The organism is Enterococcus villorum (assembly GCF_007990225.1).
In the GTDB taxonomy this organism is placed as follows: Bacteria; Bacillota; Bacilli; order Lactobacillales; family Enterococcaceae; genus Enterococcus_B; species Enterococcus_B villorum.
The window spans coordinates 87,058-106,085 of sequence record NZ_BJWF01000005.1 but is presented as its reverse complement, the minus strand read 5'-3'; the positions used below and the strand labels follow the sequence as shown (position 1 = coordinate 106,085).

Genomic DNA, 19,028 nt, shown 5'->3' with positions numbered 1-19,028 from the left:
TCCTTTGCCATCTGTTGCTTTGACTTTGGCTTGTTCTTTTGCAATTTCGTCACTCCATTCACTGCCATAAGGAACATGAATTTCTTTTTCTGACTGAAGGGTTGGAGCGACATTTCTTTCTTGTACGGTAATTTGTTTTCCTTTAATAATTGTGACACCTTCTGAATCAAAATTTTTTATGGTTAACTTTTCACCTGGAACTGGCTTTCTCTGTATAGCTAATTTAAATGTTCCGTTAGTGGATTCATTTTGACCTGCAACAGCAACTATATTATTATTGCTATCGTATGCAATAATGGCACCTGTGTATCCTTTAGTTAATGTTCCAGTAATATACTCACTATCTTCATATACTGGATCAACAGTTAAAATCTCAGGTTGACTTTCTATAGTTACCATTGCTACAGAGCTTGTTGTTTCAGTAGTTCCAAATGAAGCTGTAGCATAAATGGTCTTTCCAACTTGATAACCACTATATTTTTTTAATGTTTCGCTTGGAACTGTAAAATTTCCATTTCCATCTGCTTGAACAGTAAAGTCGGTTTCACCTGGTGCGTTTATACGAATATCTACATACGCATTCGGAGAAGTTTTCCCTTTTAAATCATTATTATAATAATAAGGTTGATTGAAGACTGGTGTATCTGCTTTTTTTGCTGCCTCTTTTACAGTGACTTTAACCGTTTTTTCTTTTCCTGAATCAGAAATGAAAGTTACGCTATATTCACCAGGTTTACTTGTATCTACGTTACTTTCTTTAACTTTGACGCCTTCTTCATTTCCATTAGCATCTGTTGCAGTTGCTAATGCTTTTTCAATAGCAATTTGATCATTAAAATCTGCACCATATTCTAATGTGAAGTCATTCGCTGTAATGGATGATTGGTTTTCTGTAATTTTCGTGGAGGATGTTAGACTGACTGCTTGACTATATATATCACTCTCGGAACTTTTAAAATATAAAGTATTGCCACTTTCATAGTCTGTTAAGGCTTTTAACAGAGAAACAGGAGCTGTAAAATTACCTGATGAATCAACTTCAACAGTTACATATCCACCAAAATCACTATCAGAAATAAAAACTCTAGAGTTTGGATAAGCTGTTCCTTTTATTTCTGTATCATAAGCATAAGTTTCGTTTACTTTAGGTGTAGGATAATGAATTAGAGTAGTTTCCGCTTCACCATAGTTTTCATTTTTTGTATCACCAGCTTTTACATAAAGAGTAGTTCCAGGAGTATGTTTTGTAAGATTATTTATTAAAGAACTAGTCGCAGTAAAGTTACCTAATGAATCTGAATGTGTGGTTACATATCCATCGAACCCTTCATAATCTGAAATTAAAACATCTGTATTAGGAGTAGTTCTTCCCTTCAAATCAGTCTGATAAATATAAGGACTTTCAAGAACTGGTTTTTCATATTTATCTGTTGCTTTAACACTGTCACTTTTATTTGTATTGCTCGATAACTGTGTTTTGTTTATCGTATTTTCTTCGGCAAATGCTACTCCTGCACTAACAAGAGTGTTTGTCATCATGCCTGCTGACATAAATAGCGCCAGCAATTGTTTTTTCCTTTTTTTTGATAATTTCTTTTTACTCAATTTTTCTCCCCCTTTGAAAGTTTACGTTAGATTTCATTAATTCTAACTCTTAGTATAGTAAGAGATATAGTTATTTAATTAGGTTCAATTATCGGATTTTTTCAGGCGGGAAAATGGTCGGTAAACAAGTTTAAAGTGTGCGATTAAACACATTAATAGGTAATAATTTTAATCAAAAAGCACACTACCCCAAAGTGATAATATGTGGAAAAGTAGATAAATTTTATATTAAAAGTAGGATTGTTTTTGTTATAAGCAAAAGCCTATACTGAACATTTTTCGAAGTTTACTCGAAAAAACAGGTATTTTGAAATTTAAGATAGATTATTGTCATAAATAGAATTGGATATTTAATAGAAATACAATTTCTGGAAGGGGTGCGAATAAAATTGAGAATATTAAAGAAAACGATTTTTTGAGAAATAAATAAGGAGCTATCCATTTATCCTCTCTTTTTTAAGTTTATTTAGAAGTACCACACTTGCATTTGTTCATTTTATGAAACAGGTAAATAAAATCGAAAATCAAGCAACAATATACTGTCAGTAAAAGAATCCATAAATGGAGAGATAACAATAGGTAATTAGATTATTTAATGAAAGCTCTAATTTCACATGATTCTTGCAGACATAGTTGGCATTACATATATAGGGCGAAAACGCTCAATTGTTATTTGTTTTTGAAGATTTAAGTCTTCAAAATTATTTATTGTGATGAAATGGATCCGCGATTTATTGTTGTACTTATTATGACTTAGTAAAAGATAAGAGGCAGGAGATTAAAGGAGGGCTCAGCTTAGTGGCAGTCTATTTATTATATGATTCACCATCTGTTTGGTGTTTGTCGTTAATTGTGTTAAATATTTCTACTGATTTTTTTTTGCGGTGTTTTTTTCTTCCATCAATTGTTTTCATTCTTCTAAACCTTTAAAGGTTACTTGCTTTTTTGATCTTTTGATGAATAATCGAGTGGTCAAAACCCTCTTAAGTTCATTTCTTTTTTATGAAAAAATAGTTCTTTCATATGGAAATAAAAATGTAACATATAATTAAAAAGGAGAGAAATAGCATGCCGAAATTGGAAAATGTAATAGATGAGATGAAATGGGAAGAGTTGAATAAAATAATAGTGGAAGAAATAAAAAATGTTGAAAAAAGTGAAGGGCCTAATTTACTAGTTGATTTAATTGAAAAATTTTCTGATGAATTACCAAATATACCATTAGTTTTTAGGCGAATAAATATAGAACACGCCTATCAAGAGTCTACTGTGATTGGTACCAAAAGGAAGGAGCAAGCAGAACAAATCATTCGTCTATTTATAAAAAAGATTTTTCCTGAAAAAAATAGGGAGCAACAAATAAAAATTTCTCAACTTTTATTAACTCATAAAGAAAAGAAACAACTGACCTTAAATGAAATACAATGGTTTTTGAATAAAGTAAAGGATGCAAAAAAATATTCAGTAAGTAAAGAAAAAAATAAATATGCTGAGCTAAGCGAAAAAACAGAGGATTTGTTGGAAAGCATGAGGCAAAAAGAGAATGTAAAAATTAATAGAAAAATGCAAGAAAGTCCAACTCTTTAAAATAGTCATTGATTATTTTATTTCAGGTAACAAATAGATAATGATAAATAGGAATTTAAAAAAAGAAGGACAAAAAAGACTAGAAAATTCTAGCCTTAAAAAAGAGGAGGAAATGAATTACTGGGTTATATCGGATGAGTTAGATGGTATGGACTTAGATTCTTTTGCCTCGACGTGATGACTTAAGAGGGGCACATATTGATAGAGTTTATAACTCAAATTAAATGGATAGATCGACAAAAGTAGAGAATTGTACGTATTAGGTGCAAGGGATACATCTGAATTTTTATATAGAAAAAGGATAAGAGTAATAAATAAAGTGAAAATATCTAACGTCTTACCTAATAATTCTGAATGGTATTTAGGAATAAAATGAGCGATAAAACTTGGCAACTTATTGTTTGCCCAATAATTGATGAAAAGATAATTTAGAATTATTGCGGGAATACCATACAGGAAAATATAAAGATTAGCTACAATGTAAGGATCAGAGTTACCCGTGGTTGAAACGTTCTTAAAGACTGAAAGAACTAGTAATATTAATTTAAGTAAGACAAGATCAAAACCCATTATCAACATGGCACTACACAAAATGATTAATCCTATTAATAGGGGAAAGACAAACATTTTTCCTTTATGACTTAATTCGTTCATCAAAACAACTCCTTTAACATAATTAGTTTTATTAAATTTAAAGTCAAGAAATGAAAATGACATCAGTTAGATGACGTCAAATGATTTGGTAAGTAAGACAAATCCATCATACCATGAAAAGAAGAATGCATAAGATTGTTTATGTTGTTTGATCGATTAAAAAGAATGAGGTATAGACTGTTGCGGGAGGATGAATCATTCATTGAGTGACTTGCCTATAAGAATAATTTTCATCCATATAGTAATGGAGAAAAGAATTACTGTAATTGAAGGGTATAAGAACTTATCACGTTTAATGAATAGGAGACAACACTCAAGGAAACAAACACATATTTTATCAAAAAAACGCTAAGTCAGATTTTTTATTCTGACTTAGCGTATCTCCTTAAATGATTGTTTTATATTATTCGCGCTTACAAGCAGTATAACCTTGTGCTTGCGCTTCTTGCAACGAGATAGCTACGACAGAATTTGCATGATTTAATCCAGGGCAGTGTGGATTGAAATGGTATTTCTTACCGTGTGCAGGAGCAATATAAACGGTTTGTTCATTGTTCTGTTGTTGCGCCTGCGCCTCTCTTTGAGCTGCTTCTGCTGCTTGTTTGGTTTGTTCTGCTTGGATGGCTGCTTGTCGTTGACGCTCAGCTTCGGCAGATTCATTTGTTTTGATTGTGGCATCTAACGTAGCTAGTCGATGAGATAAATTTTGATTGCCATTTGGAATAGCCTGAATCGCAGCAGCTGCTGTATTGTAATTTTCTCTAGTAGGAGTCGCTTCGGCTTGCTCAAGAGCTGTCGTAGCTTCAGCAGTTTTTTGGTTTATCTTTTCTTGCTCTTTTGCTTTACGCTCAGCTTCCAGTTTTTGTTTTTCTTCTTCTGCTTTACGTTGTGCTTCTAACTTTTGCTTTTTTTCTTTTGCTTTACGTTTGGCTTCTAGCTTTTGTTTTTCTTCTTTTGCTTTGCGTTCGGCTTCTAATTTTTTCTGTTTTTTTGTTGCTTGGTTTGAACGCTTATTTGTCGCTATTATTTTTTCAGAATGTGTGGTTGTCTTGGCACTTGAATAATTAGGCGTTGGACTAATCAGTGAACCAAAAATCATCAATAGAAATGCTACTGCTAGAATAATAAGATTCTTTTTTTTCTTTTTTCGTTTAATAAAGGACTTTAATAATCCCCCTAATCCCCAACAAAAAGCAATTAAACCTATTAACACTAAAAAAGTTCCCATTTTTCCCTCCAAATATAAAAGTTTGTTTCTAGATAAAGATAGGTAAGAATAGTTACCCTGCAAAAATATATATCATTTTTCGGAACGCTTTTAAAGATGGAAAATGCCTTTGTTTTCTTGATTATTGTAAATTGAAAATGAAAATAATAGTTTTTTTAATGGAAAGAGCCCAATATGAACAACGACTAATATTTCCGTATAATAAATGATGAAAAGTGCTTATTTGTTTCTAATATACAGTGTTGTTTAAAAGCAGCGAACTTATTTATTTTTAAACGAGTTTTTTTATTTTAAATAGTCAAAAACAAACCGAACGAGACAATAAGATTCCTTTAAGGATAGAAGTCTTATCTCCTTTTTTTGATATACTTACTAGAGGATTATAGGAGCAAAGAGATAAATGTATTCTAAAAAATCTCTCTGAAGTATCTCTTAACAAAGAAAGAGGGGATCGTTCAAAAAAATGACGAGATATCAAGAGAAAATTCAATTAGCACAAATGGTTTACAAACGAAAACAGATCTATTTCATAGGTGGCACAGCATTATTTCTTACCTTGATTCGTCTGTACTTATATTATAAAGCAACCTATAGTATAGATATGACCGCCAACTATGATGATCAACTCTTAATTCATTATGCAAAAAATTTAATTGAAGGACAGTGGTTAGGAGAGTACAACGCAAAAACTTTGTCAAAAGGTATCTCGTATAGCTTATTTTTAGCTCTCGCAAATAAATGGCAGATTCCTTATTCTATTTTATTGGGAGGATTCAATATTCTTGCTAGTGTGCTCATTACATTGAGTCTTAAACCGATTGTTAAAAAAGACGGCTATTTATTCTTTGTATATCTCTATTTTTTATTCTCACCAATTGGATTTACGCATGAGTATTCTACACGAATTTATCGCAATGCAATTGTTATTCCTTCTGTTATCATGATTGTGGCGTGTTTACTAGCGATCTATTATCGGAAATACCGTTCAGTGAAAGACATTTTTCCTTGGTTTTTTCTCTTAACATTTATTTTTCCGTTTTATTGGTTTACTCGAGAGGATTCTATTTGGCTATTGCCTTTTGTTGCATCGGCTTTGTTGATTAGTTTTCTTCAAATAGTTGTAGGGGCTGAATTTAAGCCAACAAAAGATTTCAAACAAATCATCTCACAAATCACGTTTGATAAGAAAAAAATGGTGAAGTTATGTTTGTTTTTTATGCCTCTTATAGGGTTTTTATTTGCTAATCAATGTTTGAAACATAAGAATGAAGAAATATATGGTTTAGCGGTGGTAAATGATCGTTCCAGTGGAGAATTTGCGCAATTGATGAAAAACTTGATCCGATTAGATGATGGAACAGATATAAATAAAAGTGATAGTCGAATTTGGGTTTCTCATGAAACGCTAAATAAGGCTTTGGCTGTTTCACCCACGTTTGCTAAAGAAGCTGATAGGATCAAAGAATTATACACGACACATGCTTGGACACAAGCAGGAAAAGTAAAAGAACTAAAAGGAGACATTATTTTTTGGGCTTTAAGAGATGTGTTAAATGAGTCTGGCTATTATAAAAATAATGCCAAAGAGACAAATGAATTTTGGAAAAAGGTCAATAATGAACTTGAAACAGCCTATCAAAATGGAAAGTTAAAAAAGAAGCGCGAATTATACCTTATGGGAACTGGTGATGGAAAAGTAGTAGAGGATGTGCCAGTTATTTTAGACTTTTTTATAACAGCATACAGCTATAATCTATTTTACAAAGATTTTCATCAAGGGGGAAATTATAGTTATGGCACGTATGCAGATGTAGAAGAGGCACAACTTTTATTGCGTGTTCCTTTACTGAACAATTGGGTAAATAGCGAAGATCCGCAGCCTCCTGTACTCGTCTTATCTAAAACAGCCAAAGTCTCGAACTTTATAATTGCACTTTATCAAAAAACGAGTAGACTTGTGCTTATTTTGGCAGTTTTTGGGAGTATATGGCTAGTATTAGGTTCATTTTATGCTAAAAAAGATCGCACATTTTATTGTTCAGCGGTAGTGATCACTAGTGGATTGCTCATGACCCAATTTCTATTTTTATTTGGTGTTTCGTGGTTTTGTTCCTACTCACCTGAACAAAAAGAGTATTTTCTTAGTGTGTATACAGGTGCTGGAGTACCGATTATGCAGACAGCATTCGTCGTTATAGGTTTAGGAATGAGTAAGACTTTGTGGAAAAAAATAAAATAATTGCATAATAAAAGACGTTTGCCAAATCTTTTGCGCAAACGTCTTTTATTCGTTTTGGGATGCCAAGTTTTTTTCGATCATTAGAAATGATTCACTCCTTAGTTGGATTCATGTAATGCTCGGACAGCTTGTTCAATCGTAATACCAAAAGCTACATTTTTATCATTTGTTGCATCAATCGCCATAAATTGGTTGGTTGATGTATCAAAGGCTACACGGTATTCAATGTTTTTTTGTGTAAAAGTCATTATTTTCACCTCTTTTTAATAAATGTAATAAATGATTGGAATTTTCTGTTAAATTTTCCTATCTGTATTTAGTTTAGCATCCTTCATTTCTTTTAGCAATTAATTGATATTTATGTAATTGACTTAGCTTTCTATTAGACCGACAAGTAAAGCAATCATTAAAAAAATAAATATAGTGACTTGTACTAAGATCATAAGTCCCCCTCCTTGATAATTATTTTAGAGTATTTCAGAAAAATGACACGAACAAACTGCTAAAAGTTTCAAACAATAATGTCACTTGAAAATGACAAAGTGAGGAAGGAAGTAGTTATGTGTAAAATAAATAGTTTGAAAGTTAAATCCTTTGTTTTTAATAAAAAATATTAAAAAATTCCTATATAATGTTTTCAAAACCACATTAATTTGTTGTTATAAATTAAAGTAATGAAAAACTAAGGAGGGAATAATGAGATGTTAGAGCTAGAAGTAGGCAAGTCATACATATGCAAACCAATTGGAGTGAATCATGAGGTCATTGGTTGCATCGAACGTACATATACTAATACAGCTGTTATTTTTGTCGAACGCTACGATCAAAGAGATCGCTTGGTGATCTATGATAGTAAGTTTCGTCTATTAGTTAAGTTGTCTGAAATTTATACTGTAGCAGAAGCGGCACTCGTTTCATAAACACTTTTTTTGAGAAATATCGTAAACTTCACTATAATTGAATTAAGAGAGAAGGGAGCGAAAAACGATGCAAAAAAGTAAAAATTCAGGGAAACTAGGGATTGTTTTGGCGGTTATTTCTGCTATCCCAGCAGTATTAGCAGTTGTTCGTGCTGTAAAGAATGCAAGAGAAAAATAATAAAAATATGAAGAGACTCATGTGAAGCTGTAGATGACAACCTATAAGGAGGGTGCCATCTACAGTTTCTTTGTTTTTCTTTAATGTAGAGGGAGAGTTAAACAAATATTTTTAATTATAATCACTTATTTATTTAGAAAAGAGTTCTATGAATTTTTGTCTTATTAGGGAGCGAGTATTTTCTTATAGAATAGTAACAAATTACCTGCTTGAAATATCTATCGTATGTAATATCCATTTTTATTGTAAAGATTTTGTCTATTTAACTGTAAATTTTTAATACAGTTGAAAGTTTATTTTTTTTATAAATAAAAAGAAGTATGTTTAATTCCTTTTTGACAATTTTTATTCGATAACATCACAAACTAATTTTGTAGCAGAATTATAGTTACGATAGGTTTTACAAAATTTTGTAGCTAACCATCCACCAACGATACCTGCTGCCTAAAGGATAATTGGTGCGACACGAGCATTCGAATTTTCAGATAATTGATGCAATAAGCTTTGTTGTTCTTCCAGTGTTAAATGGTTAAACGTAGTAGCCAGTTTGGTTGCTTCTGATGTTGTAAAATCTGTATTTTCTTGCAAAATAACAGTATTCATTTCGAATTTATCTCCCTTTTTATTAGAAGAGATTGATGCTAACATTCCTTGTGTTAAGCGGATTTGTTCATTTAATCTACTTTCAGCTGCAAACGCATTGGAAACTGAGAATCCTAAATTCATTAATAATACAACTACTATAGCTATAATAGTTACTTTTACATAAGTTAATGGATTTAATGTTTTCATTGTTTTTAACTCCTTAATAAAATAGTTTTTTTAATTGTTTCACTGAAATACTAGAACCATTCAATATAAATTTTAATTCATCATTTTGTAAAACAATCACTGTAGGAACCGATGATACACCTAATTCTTTTAATGTAACTAAATCAATGCCTTCATTCCCCAAACGATCAGTATCTAAGTAATATACTTTCTTTGAAGGATTTTCGTCTGACACCTCCTTTAATTTTGGAACAAATTCTCTGCACACCGGGCAAGTAAATCTGCCAATATAGACAATCGATTCCTTATTGTTTAGGCTATTGATTTCATTAAGAGAGGAAATTTTAGTAAAAGATTGTACTTGTTTATTATAAAAAACACACCTCTTTATTTCAGTAGTTTCTGTAATAAAGAAAATAATTCCTATAAATACAAGTAAAAATAGCGAAATTTTTTTGGGATTTCTCAATTCATCTGTCCTCCCCATAAAATTAATCCCAATACCCAGTATATACGTGTAGAAACAAATTTTATTAATAGTTTCATATCTTACAAATAGTTGAATATATGAAAATGTAAAATATGTTTTACTTTTTTTGTAAAACATGTTTTACTTTAATTGTAAAAATAAAAGTTGGAGGTTTTTTATGTATATTCTTATAATAATGATCAGTTCAGTAATTATTCTCTCTTTGTTTATTGCATTAGTTTTAAGTAATATTTCCAAACGAAAAGATGAACTTGGTAGAGTAATTTTAGAAAGAGCTTTAAGCCGATCCATGCTATTGACTTTAGGCATTCTCTTTCTATCTACAGTTGTTCAATTACTCGGGAGCCTATTAAATAGTCAATTTTTTAGCGAAAAGATGAATATCGGTTCCTTGTTTATCGTTGCTTTACTGATTGTTTTAAGTAATTTAAAAATTGAAAATGGAAAATATAAATAATCATGAAAAATAGAATGAAAGAACTAAGAAAACAACAAAGGTATTCACAAGCTGAATTAGCTAAAATGACAAATGTTACCCGACAAACGATTATTGCAATTGAAAATGATAAATATGATCCTAGCTTGAAATTAGCCTTTTGTTTAGCGAAAGTTTTGCATACTACTGTTGATCAGCTATTTTTACCAGTGGAGGAAGGGTATGAAAATTGGAAAGGCACTTAAATACATTCGAATTAGAAAAGGTTTTACTCAAAAAGAAGTGGCTGGCAATATTGTAACCGTTTCATTTTTGTCGAAATTAGAAAATGAGAAAACAAATATTTCTTTTGATTTATTAATTAAATTAATTGATCGAATGGGTGTGGGAATTGAAGAATTTATTGATCTTTCTAAAAATTTTGAAGAGACCCCTAGTTCTCTAATGAATGTAATAGAAGAAATAGAAAGACAAGTGACAACGAAACAATGTATTGAAGAGAATACAAGAGTAAAACTGCAAGAGTTTCATTGCTCTCTCGCAAGCTTGACTGAAAAGATCATCTCTTGCATAAAAAACACTGGTAGTGGTTTCTTAGTAGAAGAAATTCAGAACTGTATCATTGAATGGGATTATATCGGGCACGTTGAAGTATTGTTATTCAGTTTATTTGCGCCATATGCTTCAGATGATTTTCGTTTACTAATCAAAGAAAGATTTCTAAAACTACACGAGTACAACCGTTCAACAAAAGAATATCCATTTGACCATTTAAGACTCACGGCATTACTACAAAAAAGAATTGATTCTATCTCATAATAAAAAGAGAAAAACAAACTATTTTTTATTCAAGCAAAGTAAAACAAAGACTATAAGTTTTTCACTTATAGTCTTTGTTTATTTTATCCAGCACCTCATTAAAATGGAGTTGCATCATTTATAGTTTTTCGTTGTATACGCCTATCAATCATCTTAATTGTAGTCATTTTTTTCTATCCTACTCCTAAAACAAAATTCAGTAATTTATCAGAATAAGTCACTTCTTCATCTGCTTTTTGAACTGTTTCATTCAAGATTCCCATTTGATCAGTAACGATGCCGTCGACACCATAAAACATCATACGGCTGATTCCATCAGAATCGTTGACCGTCCACACATAAACTTTTTTACCATCTTGATGAGCTGAATTAATAAAATTGCGATTGATTGTACTATACTCCATTGTTAAAAAATCAGCTGGAGTGATAGGAGGACCAACAATATTAAAAGGAAGGATATAACCAACATAAAATTCAGGGTTCGCTTCTTTCAAATCAGAAACGGTTTGATAAGTCAGACTTTGTAAAATATGCTGATTAGCTAAAATTGTTTTTTCATATTTTTGTACAAAGCGTTCAATCAAATCTTTTGAATCTTTTTTTGAATTTTTAATTTCAATTAAAAGTTTTTGGTTTAATTCCTTTGCTTTTTTTAGATAAGCATCGAATGAAACAACTGGCTCTTTTACACCATTTTCCGTTACTGTTAGTTTTTCTAATTCTTCTAATGTTAAATCTTGTGGCGCTTTATTCACACCAGTTAATTGTTTTAAATTGAAATCATGCATAACGACAAATTGACCATCTTTTGTTTCTTGGACATCCATTTCTACATAATCAGGATGATACGTTCGGCTGGTTTTTTCTAAAGCTGCTAAGGTGTTTTGTGCACTATTTCCGGCACTGACCCCTCGATGGGAAATAGTGATAGGTCTTTTTTGTGAAGCTGAGGTTAAATAATTCATGTTATATAAACACACCCCTACACCAAAAAAGACAGCCAATAAAATGAAACTGGTATTTTTTAGTACTGAAAACCGTTGACTAGGCAAGTCTAATTGATACCAGCTAGGGATATCTGGTAAGAATCCTTCATCATCCATAAAGTCAATAATGATGTAAAAGATTCCTACTGTTGACATAACAATATTAAACAAAAGAATTCCTTGGAGAATCGTCATGGCAAAGACAGCACTAATCAATGAATAATCTGGGAAAAATTCTTCAACGAAAGATTGAGAAAGAATCACGACCATATAACCGGCAGCAGAAATCAGTAAAATACTACCACCAATAATAATAAATTGTCCGAGAATAGCGAAAAAACGTGCTTTTGTTAAAGACCAACTTTCCTTTATCGCCTGTTTAAAGGGACGATCGCGTAAAATCATCTCTGGTAAGGCAAAAATCAGACGAATCCCGATATAAGCTAAAAACAAATAGAATAAAAGAAAGGCGCTGACGACTATCCAACGATTCGTAAAAATGAAATCCATAATAAATGCTGGGATTTTCACTTTGGATAGCAAATCAGAATTAAAGCTTAAGCCACTAATTGGTAAAATCAGTAAAAAATAAGCTAAGAAAAACAGAAACGTTAGTGGACGTATTTTTTTTAGTTGTCTAAACGTGGCTTGCAGTAGTTGTCTTAACGATATTGGTACTTGTTTTTTGATAAAATAAACACTGATAAGCAAAAAAGTAAACTCGAAATAAACAAGTAATAATATCGTTAATAAAACAGCAATTAAAGAAAACAAAACACCAGGATGCTGAGAAATAATTGTAGAAATATTATCTGTCGATAGATAATCAATCGCACCACGATGTAAAATAAATCTCGTTGTACTATTTAATAAAGGCAAACAGATAAACAAGATAAATCCATGCATAAGTAAAACATCACGAAAATATGCTTGAGTTCCTTTAAGAAAATCCCAAGCATTTCCCAAACTTCTTCTTAAATAAATTAACATTCAATCACCTACCATATACATTATAACGTAAAATAAAAATAAGTGGATGTCCTACGCCAATCACTTAACGCAACACGCCCACTCATCGATCATTGTCCTAATAATCCGTTTAAGAAATTGCCTCCATAAATCAAAGCCATACTATATAAAAAGATGGATAACGGTTTTGCTAATAAAATAATCCAAGTAAATTTTTTAACAGAAATATTGGTTAGTCCAGCCATTAAACAAAGAGCATCATCTGGCGCAATTGGCAGAAAAATTGCTAAAGCAAATAATTTTTCAAATCGATTTTGATTATCAAGCCAACCAATATATTTATTATACGTTTTATCACTAACCATAGATAAAATAAACGGTTTTCCGTAACGACGACCTAGTAAGAAGATAATGATCGAACCAATACAAATACCTACATAGTTATAAATAAAGCCAGCATAAGGACCAAAGATTAAAACACCAGCAGCTGTACTTATACCACCAGGAATGATAGGAATGACGACTTGTAAGATCTGAATAAAGATAAAAAGGGTAGGACCTAAAATAGTTGAATCACCAACTAGTCCTCTCAAAGAATTTAAGTCTTTAAATACACCTAAATTGATGAAGTAAATCGTTAATGCTATAGATATTCCCAACCCAATGATTGAGATAAAATTGATCAATTTTCGTGTTACTGTAACATTCATTATCTATCAACTCCTTTGATAAATTACTTATACTATTACTGTACTTTATAAGTACAGTAAAGCGCTACTATTTTAAATGACAATGATCAAACAAATTTGTAAGATACAATGAGTATAAGAGAAAAGTGAAGCAAATACATCCAACTACAGATGTATTTAAATAAAATTATTTTTTTTAAGTATATATCTATTAAATATTGATTTACTTCATGAAAAGTATGAAATAAATAAAAGATAAGAAAAAATAGAAAAAATATGAGTGGATAAATCTCCTATAATGAAATGAATAAAGCAAAACCAAAAAAAGAAAAATGACCAAAAAAACTACTGAACATGATCAATTATGAGCATTTACACAAAAATTTGCTAAATGGGATAATGAAGTCTTATTTGGAGAAATATTGGCTAGAGAAAAAGAACTTGCGCTTCGTCAAAGGAATTTAATGACTATTTCAACTTTAATTTCAAAGGAGAATTTTGAACAACTAGTAGTTCATCTAAAAATTGGGAAAGAAAATGAGGGAAGTGGAGAATACTGCTTAGTCTTTTTATGAATTTTTAGAACCAATCATCGACGAGCTTTATGATAATTTGTAAAAATTTAGAGTAACCACTTAATAATAGTCCTAATCCATCCGAAAAGCATTCATCGCCTAACTTCTATCAGATAGGCGATGAATGCTTATTTGTATTGGAAAGGAAAGTACATGGATCACTTGCCAGAAAAGAGAGAAAAAAAGAAAAACGAACGTTTAGAAAAGTAAGATAAAAATACTTTTTTTTATCAATACTTTATTAAACCAATATAAAAATAAATAACGAAATTTTTATTAACCATTACACGCCTTCTCTATTGATTTCTTTATCTATAACAAGAAAGAAAAATTTTGAACAATTATAAGTTGCATATAAATCAAATTTTGTAAGGGGAACCACATTTACTATTTATTTTTAAATAATAAGGGATCTTTGTTAAAAATAAATAAGAAAAAATATTAAAATATAACGTTTTGAGTAAAATGTTTGCCAAAAACTGTGTTCATCGGTTACAATAAAACAACATATACTGCAGTAAGAAGTGGGGGAGTTCTAATGAGAAGAAAAGTCTATACCAAAGATCAAATTCTAAAAGCTGCTTATGATGTTGTTGCAAAGGAAGGTTTCAAAGGTTTTACTGCGAGAAACATTGCTAAAAAAATGGGGATATCTACACAACCTATTTATTTAGAGTTCAAAAACATGGACGATCTCAAAAATACATTATTAGATACTATTTTTGAACAACTAAAAGAAACTGTTTTTCCAGTAGAACGCACAGGAAATAAAATCATTGATTTAGGGTTAAATTATATTTACTTTGCTAAAAAACATCATAGTCTCTACATGGCGTTATACATTGATGAACACGGCGATGGACAAAAGATGCATGATTTTTCTTACAACTATTTCCGTGAAATCGTAAAAGAAGATCATCGCTACAATCAACTATCCGATGAATACATCGATGCATTACACACAGGGACATGGGTAGCAGTCACAGGTATTGCATCCTTGATGTCTTCAAACATCATACATCCAACAGAAGAGCAGATTATTTCGTTTATTGAACGGACGATTGACTCTATTCTTGCTTTGGATAACCCTGAAACGATTAACTAGGCAGTTTTTGCCTGATAGCACAAGGTTCATTTGAACACTCTTTCTTTCGTTACTTAATCAACGTAACTTCTGGAGGAATGCGAAAAAATGACTCTTGTGTTTTTTCTTTTCATAATAAAGATATGCCATTACTTGTTTTCTATTTTTAAATAGACTTGACTTTTTATCAAAAAAGTTTAAAAATAATAAGTACGGAAGGTTGGCAGAGTGGTAATGCACCGGACTCGAAATCCGGCGAACCGGCTAATACCGGCGCGCAGGTTCAAATCCTGTACCTTCCTTATATAACATTTCATAATAGAGGCGAAAACATTGATATACAGGCATTTGCTTGCAATGTTTTCGCCTCTGTTTTTTTGTTTGAATACGTCTTTGAATACGATCTGCTTAAATACCGATATATTTTGCGAATTGCGCTGCTGTTTTTTCTTTTCGTTTATCTGTAATGTGGATATATAGATCCATAGTGATTTGAATAGACGAGTGGCCTAAACGTTCTTGTACGTCCTTAATATTTGCACCAGCTTCTAAAAGTAAACTAGCATGTGTATGTCTAAGACCATGAATAGTAATACGTTTAAGATTATTTTGTTTGATAATCACTTCTAACCATTTACGAGGCTTAGATAATTGGAGATATTCGTTTTTCCGGTTAGAAAATACCAGTTGATTTTTGCTTAACGTATTAATTCCCAATGTTAACAACCATTTTCTTTGTTCTAATCGCCATTTCTTCAAGATGTTCATAGTTTCATCATCGACTGGTATATCTCGCTTAGAATTTTTGGTTTTAGGTTGCTCTACATAAAGGCGTCTATTTTTTCCTCTGGCGAGAGTTTTATTTATCTTGATATAATTATCGTTAAAATCAATATCTTTCCATGTGAGAGCTAAGAGCTCGCCTACGCGCATCCCTGTGAAGGCTAGTGTCCGAAAAAAAGAATACATACGAATATCTTTTTTCTTTTCTACTGATTTCAAAAAGATTTCTAGTTCTTCTTTACTAAAAAAGTTTAAAGTATCTTCTTCATGAATAGAGACCTTCCTTTTCGGAACTGTGATTTTTTTTAAGGGATTATCTTGTAGATATCCTAATTTAATAGCATAATCACATATACGCGAAGCATTATTGATGAATTCTCTATACAACACAAATTTTTTTACCTTTTCATTAGCGAACTTTTGAGCTATATCAATCGATATTTTGTTGATTTTAAGAGCACCAAATGCTGGTAATATATGATTCGCAAACTGTTCTTTTGTTTTAACGAAAGAACTTTCTTTTACTGTTTGCTCATAATTTACGATCCATAGATCGTATACTTCTTGAAAAGTTAACTCTTTAGACTTATTTAGACCATTATTTTCGTATTCCAATTGCAGTTTGGTCAGCGCTAATTGAGCTTCTTTTTTTGTTTTAAAACCTCTTCGTGTAGTTCTAACTTGTTTGCCAGTCAAGGGATCTACTCCCAAATAAGTTTGAAACTTCCACAATTTTTTACCGTTTTTCTTTTTGTATTGTTCGAATGTTGCCATTTTTTTCGTCCTTTCGCTCGGGTAAGTGTTCGGACTAAAATAGCTGGCATCACCTCCTTAAATGATATGCTCGTTTTGGAATGTGTATTCGTACAGTAGATGATATTGTGTTATAATTGATTGAAAAAACTCCAGCCAACTAGAGGTGAATATATGCTTTTCAACAACTTCAATATTTTAACTGCACTGTTCCAATCTGTTATCACAGGATATTTTACGTATTTCCTTTTGAAAAGTAATGATTTGTTAGTTTTGTCAAATGCAAAAAAAGAAGAAAAGATAGCCATCGTGTCGTTTTTATCTATTCTAAATTGGTCGATCTATTGGATAATGCAACAAATTTTGAAGAATATCCTACCACACTTAGATTTTGCTTGGTTAACGACTGTTACGGCAGTTATAAGCTTTGTCTTAATCTTAGTTCTAGGAGTATATATTTTCCCTAAAGTACTTAGTTCCTTTTTCGAATGGTTCAATAAACTTCGTACAAAAAATAATAAACTGCCATTTACTAGAAAACCAATTCGAGATGAGGCCCTAGATGGAAAAACATTAAAATATATTTATCTCTTTGATTTTGATGGTAAGTATATAGCTTCTGGTTATCTAAATGTCTATCAATATGACATAGATGAATACAATGAACTGTTATTGTATGCTCCTAAAGAGCCAGAGCTTACAAAGACGATTGAAGATGTTGAAAAATTATTTCAGAAATACGATATAAACATTCTTGTTGATTATGAAAAACGAGTAAAACTTTACATTGTTCCTATGGGCGAGGTTGAGGACGAGCTGGTAATGGAGTAGGTCCTTTTTTGCCATCATTTCTTTTCTCGCCAGTTTTTACAGTACGGGTTTCACGTGAAGCGAAAATCATGGATGCATTCCCTCTCTTTCTCTGATACAATAGACAAGAAGCCTATTGTGTAGGTTTGTTTTTTTGAACACGCTCGCTTTGGTCGGTGGGACGTGTTTTTTCTTTTTTATAATCCTAATAACTCTTTTTTCTTCTTTTCAAATTCATCTTTAGTGATGATTTCCATATCAAGCAACTCTTTTAGTTCTTTCATTTTTTGGATAGGAGAAGTTAAGCTTTGATTTTGTTCAATATTCTTGTGATTTTTAGCTTCCATTTTTTCTTTAACATAGTTTACAAAGGAATTTATATCTCCAATACTTATCCATTTCATATTTACTTTATTCCCTGAAGCATAGAACGAGATTTTATATCCCATGGCTTTTTTAGCAAATTCAAAAGAGGAAATATTGGAATAGGGGAAAGATTCACTATCAAAACCGAAAGTTCTTTTACCAAAAAAGAAAAGCCTTTTATTCGTTGCTAAAAAAACCCCATTCTTTATTGTATCTGTGCCCATCGATTTTGTTTCGTATGCTCCAAATACACCTTCAACTACTTTTTCTCCAGGTTCTAGATGTTCTTGAGCATATTTTAATTGTTTAGCAATTTTTTTGTTTTTTGTATCTAGTGTCATTTTTTATTCCTCGTTTCTATGATATTATTTTATTGGAGAATCTTAGAAATAAGGTTTCTAGTCCGTGTGCCAGCACGGGCTTTTTTTATTTAAATAAGTCCCAAAAGCTAAATGTAGTCTTTTTATAAACTTTATTGTATGCAGCCTTTTTTTGGGTCCTTAATCCATCCCGATCCTTTTTTACCGTAACCAGGAATTACTGCTTTTTTCACAGCTCTTTTTGCTTTATCAGTAGTTCTAGCGCTGATAGATTTTTTTATACTCGGTTTTCGTGGTCCTATTTTCATATAAAATTCTCCTTACGTTGTATTATAATTCACAAGTAACGATCGAATTCATCTGGTAATCCAAAGCAAACGAGCTTTTCATATTTTGTCATATGATCAAAGCCGTCCAATGTTGGATCAATAGTCAGATGAGTTGCGAAATAGTTTGCCTCTTTTTCAATTTTTAATTCAGATACTAGCGTTTTTTTAGATAACATAGGTGTATTTTCATTTGGATGTAAAACACAGTGGCCTAATTCATGACTACAAGTTATCCATTTTCCCATTTCATCTAAGTTAGAATTTATGTGGATCATTTTTATTTGTTTTAATTTACTATAGTAACCATAAATTTCTCCCAAATCTTCTTCTAAAACTAGTATCTTCAATTCTCGTGCAATTCTAAAAGGATTGCGTGTTTGATATAGTTTTACCAGTTTATTAATTTTTTTATCAATTTGAGGTAAATACATAAACAT

At 31.3% G+C, this 19,028-nt stretch carries 19 protein-coding genes, 1 tRNA gene and 1 pseudogene; 10 read left to right on the top strand and 11 right to left on the bottom strand.

The window, feature by feature from the left end; translation table 11 throughout:
• A partial coding sequence (locus tag EVI01_RS03960; protein WP_146811540.1) for a bacterial Ig-like domain-containing protein occupies nucleotides 1-1,605 on the bottom strand: 1,605 nt, incomplete at its 3' end.
• Nucleotides 1,606-2,673: 1,068 nt separating this feature from the next.
• Here EVI01_RS03960 and EVI01_RS03955 point away from each other — a divergent pair.
• Nucleotides 2,674-3,192 (top strand): hypothetical protein, encoded by a 519-nt coding sequence (locus tag EVI01_RS03955; RefSeq protein ID WP_010752224.1) that lies wholly within the window; start codon nucleotides 2,674-2,676, stop codon nucleotides 3,190-3,192.
• 1,057 nt (nucleotides 3,193-4,249) lie between these two features.
• On the opposite strand, the gene EVI01_RS03950 is transcribed toward EVI01_RS03955, so the two are convergent.
• On the bottom strand, nucleotides 4,250-5,074 hold the full coding sequence (locus tag EVI01_RS03950) for a hypothetical protein (RefSeq protein ID WP_010752222.1): 825 nt from the start codon (nucleotides 5,072-5,074) through the stop codon (nucleotides 4,250-4,252).
• Between the two features lie 463 nt (nucleotides 5,075-5,537).
• Here EVI01_RS03950 and EVI01_RS03945 point away from each other — a divergent pair, with 463 nt between their 5' ends.
• On the top strand, nucleotides 5,538-7,313 hold the full coding sequence (locus EVI01_RS03945) for a hypothetical protein (RefSeq protein WP_010752221.1): 1,776 nt from the start codon (nucleotides 5,538-5,540) through the stop codon (nucleotides 7,311-7,313).
• A gap of 98 nt (nucleotides 7,314-7,411) precedes the next feature.
• On the opposite strand, the gene EVI01_RS13625 is transcribed toward EVI01_RS03945, so the two are convergent.
• Nucleotides 7,412-7,561, bottom strand: coding sequence for a hypothetical protein (locus tag EVI01_RS13625; protein ID WP_010752220.1), 150 nt, complete (start codon nucleotides 7,559-7,561; stop codon nucleotides 7,412-7,414).
• Between the two features lie 453 nt (nucleotides 7,562-8,014).
• On the opposite strand from EVI01_RS13625, the gene EVI01_RS03940 reads away from it, so the two are divergent.
• Nucleotides 8,015-8,233: a hypothetical protein gene (locus tag EVI01_RS03940; protein ID WP_010752219.1), complete on the top strand. Its 219-nt coding sequence runs from the start codon at nucleotides 8,015-8,017 to the stop codon at nucleotides 8,231-8,233.
• A gap of 622 nt (nucleotides 8,234-8,855) precedes the next feature.
• Here EVI01_RS03940 and EVI01_RS13620 read toward each other — a convergent pair.
• Together EVI01_RS13620 and EVI01_RS03935 are read right to left on the bottom strand one after the other, a co-directional pair.
• A complete protein-coding gene (locus EVI01_RS13620; RefSeq protein WP_010752217.1) occupies nucleotides 8,856-9,203 on the bottom strand; it encodes a hypothetical protein in 348 nt (115 codons plus the stop codon).
• A 13-nt stretch (nucleotides 9,204-9,216) separates the two neighbouring features.
• Nucleotides 9,217-9,651, bottom strand: a complete 435-nt coding sequence (locus EVI01_RS03935; RefSeq protein WP_010752216.1) for a thioredoxin family protein — start codon at nucleotides 9,649-9,651, stop codon at nucleotides 9,217-9,219.
• A gap of 178 nt (nucleotides 9,652-9,829) precedes the next feature.
• Between EVI01_RS03935 and EVI01_RS03930 the strand changes: the two genes are divergently transcribed.
• From EVI01_RS03930 to EVI01_RS03920, 3 genes are read left to right on the top strand one after another with little or no spacing between them, the layout of a single operon-like run.
• Nucleotides 9,830-10,129, top strand: coding sequence for a hypothetical protein (locus EVI01_RS03930; protein WP_010752215.1), 300 nt, complete (start codon nucleotides 9,830-9,832; stop codon nucleotides 10,127-10,129).
• A 2-nt stretch (nucleotides 10,130-10,131) separates the two neighbouring features.
• On the top strand, nucleotides 10,132-10,353 hold the full coding sequence (locus EVI01_RS03925) for a helix-turn-helix transcriptional regulator (protein ID WP_010752214.1): 222 nt from the start codon (nucleotides 10,132-10,134) through the stop codon (nucleotides 10,351-10,353).
• Nucleotides 10,331-10,927 carry a helix-turn-helix domain-containing protein gene (locus EVI01_RS03920; RefSeq protein ID WP_010752213.1) on the top strand — a complete coding sequence of 199 codons (597 nt, stop codon included), beginning with the start codon at nucleotides 10,331-10,333 and terminating at the stop codon, nucleotides 10,925-10,927. The genes EVI01_RS03925 and EVI01_RS03920 overlap by 23 nt, the downstream gene beginning before the upstream one ends.
• 173 nt (nucleotides 10,928-11,100) lie before the next feature.
• Here the strand turns inward: EVI01_RS03920 and EVI01_RS03915 are convergent, their stop codons facing one another.
• Nucleotides 11,101-12,903, bottom strand: coding sequence for a glycerophosphoryl diester phosphodiesterase membrane domain-containing protein (locus tag EVI01_RS03915; RefSeq protein WP_010752212.1), 1,803 nt, complete (start codon nucleotides 12,901-12,903; stop codon nucleotides 11,101-11,103).
• Nucleotides 12,904-12,992: 89 nt separating this feature from the next.
• The gene (locus EVI01_RS03910) at nucleotides 12,993-13,592 is read right to left on the bottom strand and encodes a TVP38/TMEM64 family protein (RefSeq protein ID WP_010752211.1); all 600 of its coding nucleotides are present in this window, start codon (nucleotides 13,590-13,592) and stop codon (nucleotides 12,993-12,995) included.
• A gap of 401 nt (nucleotides 13,593-13,993) precedes the next feature.
• Here EVI01_RS03910 and EVI01_RS13615 point away from each other — a divergent pair, with 401 nt between their 5' ends.
• From EVI01_RS13615 to EVI01_RS03900, 3 genes are all read left to right on the top strand, one after another.
• The gene (locus EVI01_RS13615; RefSeq protein WP_155853997.1) at nucleotides 13,994-14,146 is read left to right on the top strand and encodes a hypothetical protein; all 153 of its coding nucleotides are present in this window, start codon (nucleotides 13,994-13,996) and stop codon (nucleotides 14,144-14,146) included.
• Nucleotides 14,147-14,684: 538 nt separating this feature from the next.
• Nucleotides 14,685-15,251: a TetR/AcrR family transcriptional regulator gene (locus tag EVI01_RS03905; RefSeq protein ID WP_010752210.1), complete on the top strand. Its 567-nt coding sequence runs from the start codon at nucleotides 14,685-14,687 to the stop codon at nucleotides 15,249-15,251.
• A 193-nt stretch (nucleotides 15,252-15,444) separates the two neighbouring features.
• Nucleotides 15,445-15,532: transfer RNA gene (locus tag EVI01_RS03900), tRNA-Ser, on the top strand.
• Nucleotides 15,533-15,638: 106 nt separating this feature from the next.
• Here the strand turns inward: EVI01_RS03900 and EVI01_RS03895 are convergent.
• Complete coding sequence (locus tag EVI01_RS03895; protein WP_010752209.1) at nucleotides 15,639-16,787, bottom strand: site-specific integrase; 1,149 nt, start codon at nucleotides 16,785-16,787, stop codon at nucleotides 15,639-15,641.
• A 153-nt stretch (nucleotides 16,788-16,940) separates the two neighbouring features.
• Between EVI01_RS03895 and EVI01_RS03890 the strand changes: the two genes are divergently transcribed.
• Entirely contained in the window at nucleotides 16,941-17,597 is a 657-nt protein-coding gene (locus tag EVI01_RS03890) for a hypothetical protein (RefSeq protein WP_010752208.1), read from the top strand.
• A 176-nt stretch (nucleotides 17,598-17,773) separates the two neighbouring features.
• Here EVI01_RS03890 and EVI01_RS14015 read toward each other — a convergent pair whose 3' ends face one another.
• The 3 genes and pseudogenes from EVI01_RS14015 to EVI01_RS03875 all read right to left on the bottom strand — a co-directional run bounded on the left by EVI01_RS14015 (nucleotide 17,774) and on the right by EVI01_RS03875 (nucleotide 19,022).
• Nucleotides 17,774-18,283, bottom strand: a complete 510-nt coding sequence (locus tag EVI01_RS14015; RefSeq protein ID WP_010752206.1) for a PH domain-containing protein — start codon at nucleotides 18,281-18,283, stop codon at nucleotides 17,774-17,776.
• Between the two features lie 85 nt (nucleotides 18,284-18,368).
• Nucleotides 18,369-18,570: pseudogene (locus EVI01_RS03880) on the bottom strand (hypothetical protein).
• Nucleotides 18,571-18,599: 29 nt separating this feature from the next.
• Complete coding sequence (locus EVI01_RS03875) at nucleotides 18,600-19,022, bottom strand: ImmA/IrrE family metallo-endopeptidase (protein WP_010752204.1); 423 nt, start codon at nucleotides 19,020-19,022, stop codon at nucleotides 18,600-18,602.
• Nucleotides 19,023-19,028: the final 6 nt, after the last annotated feature.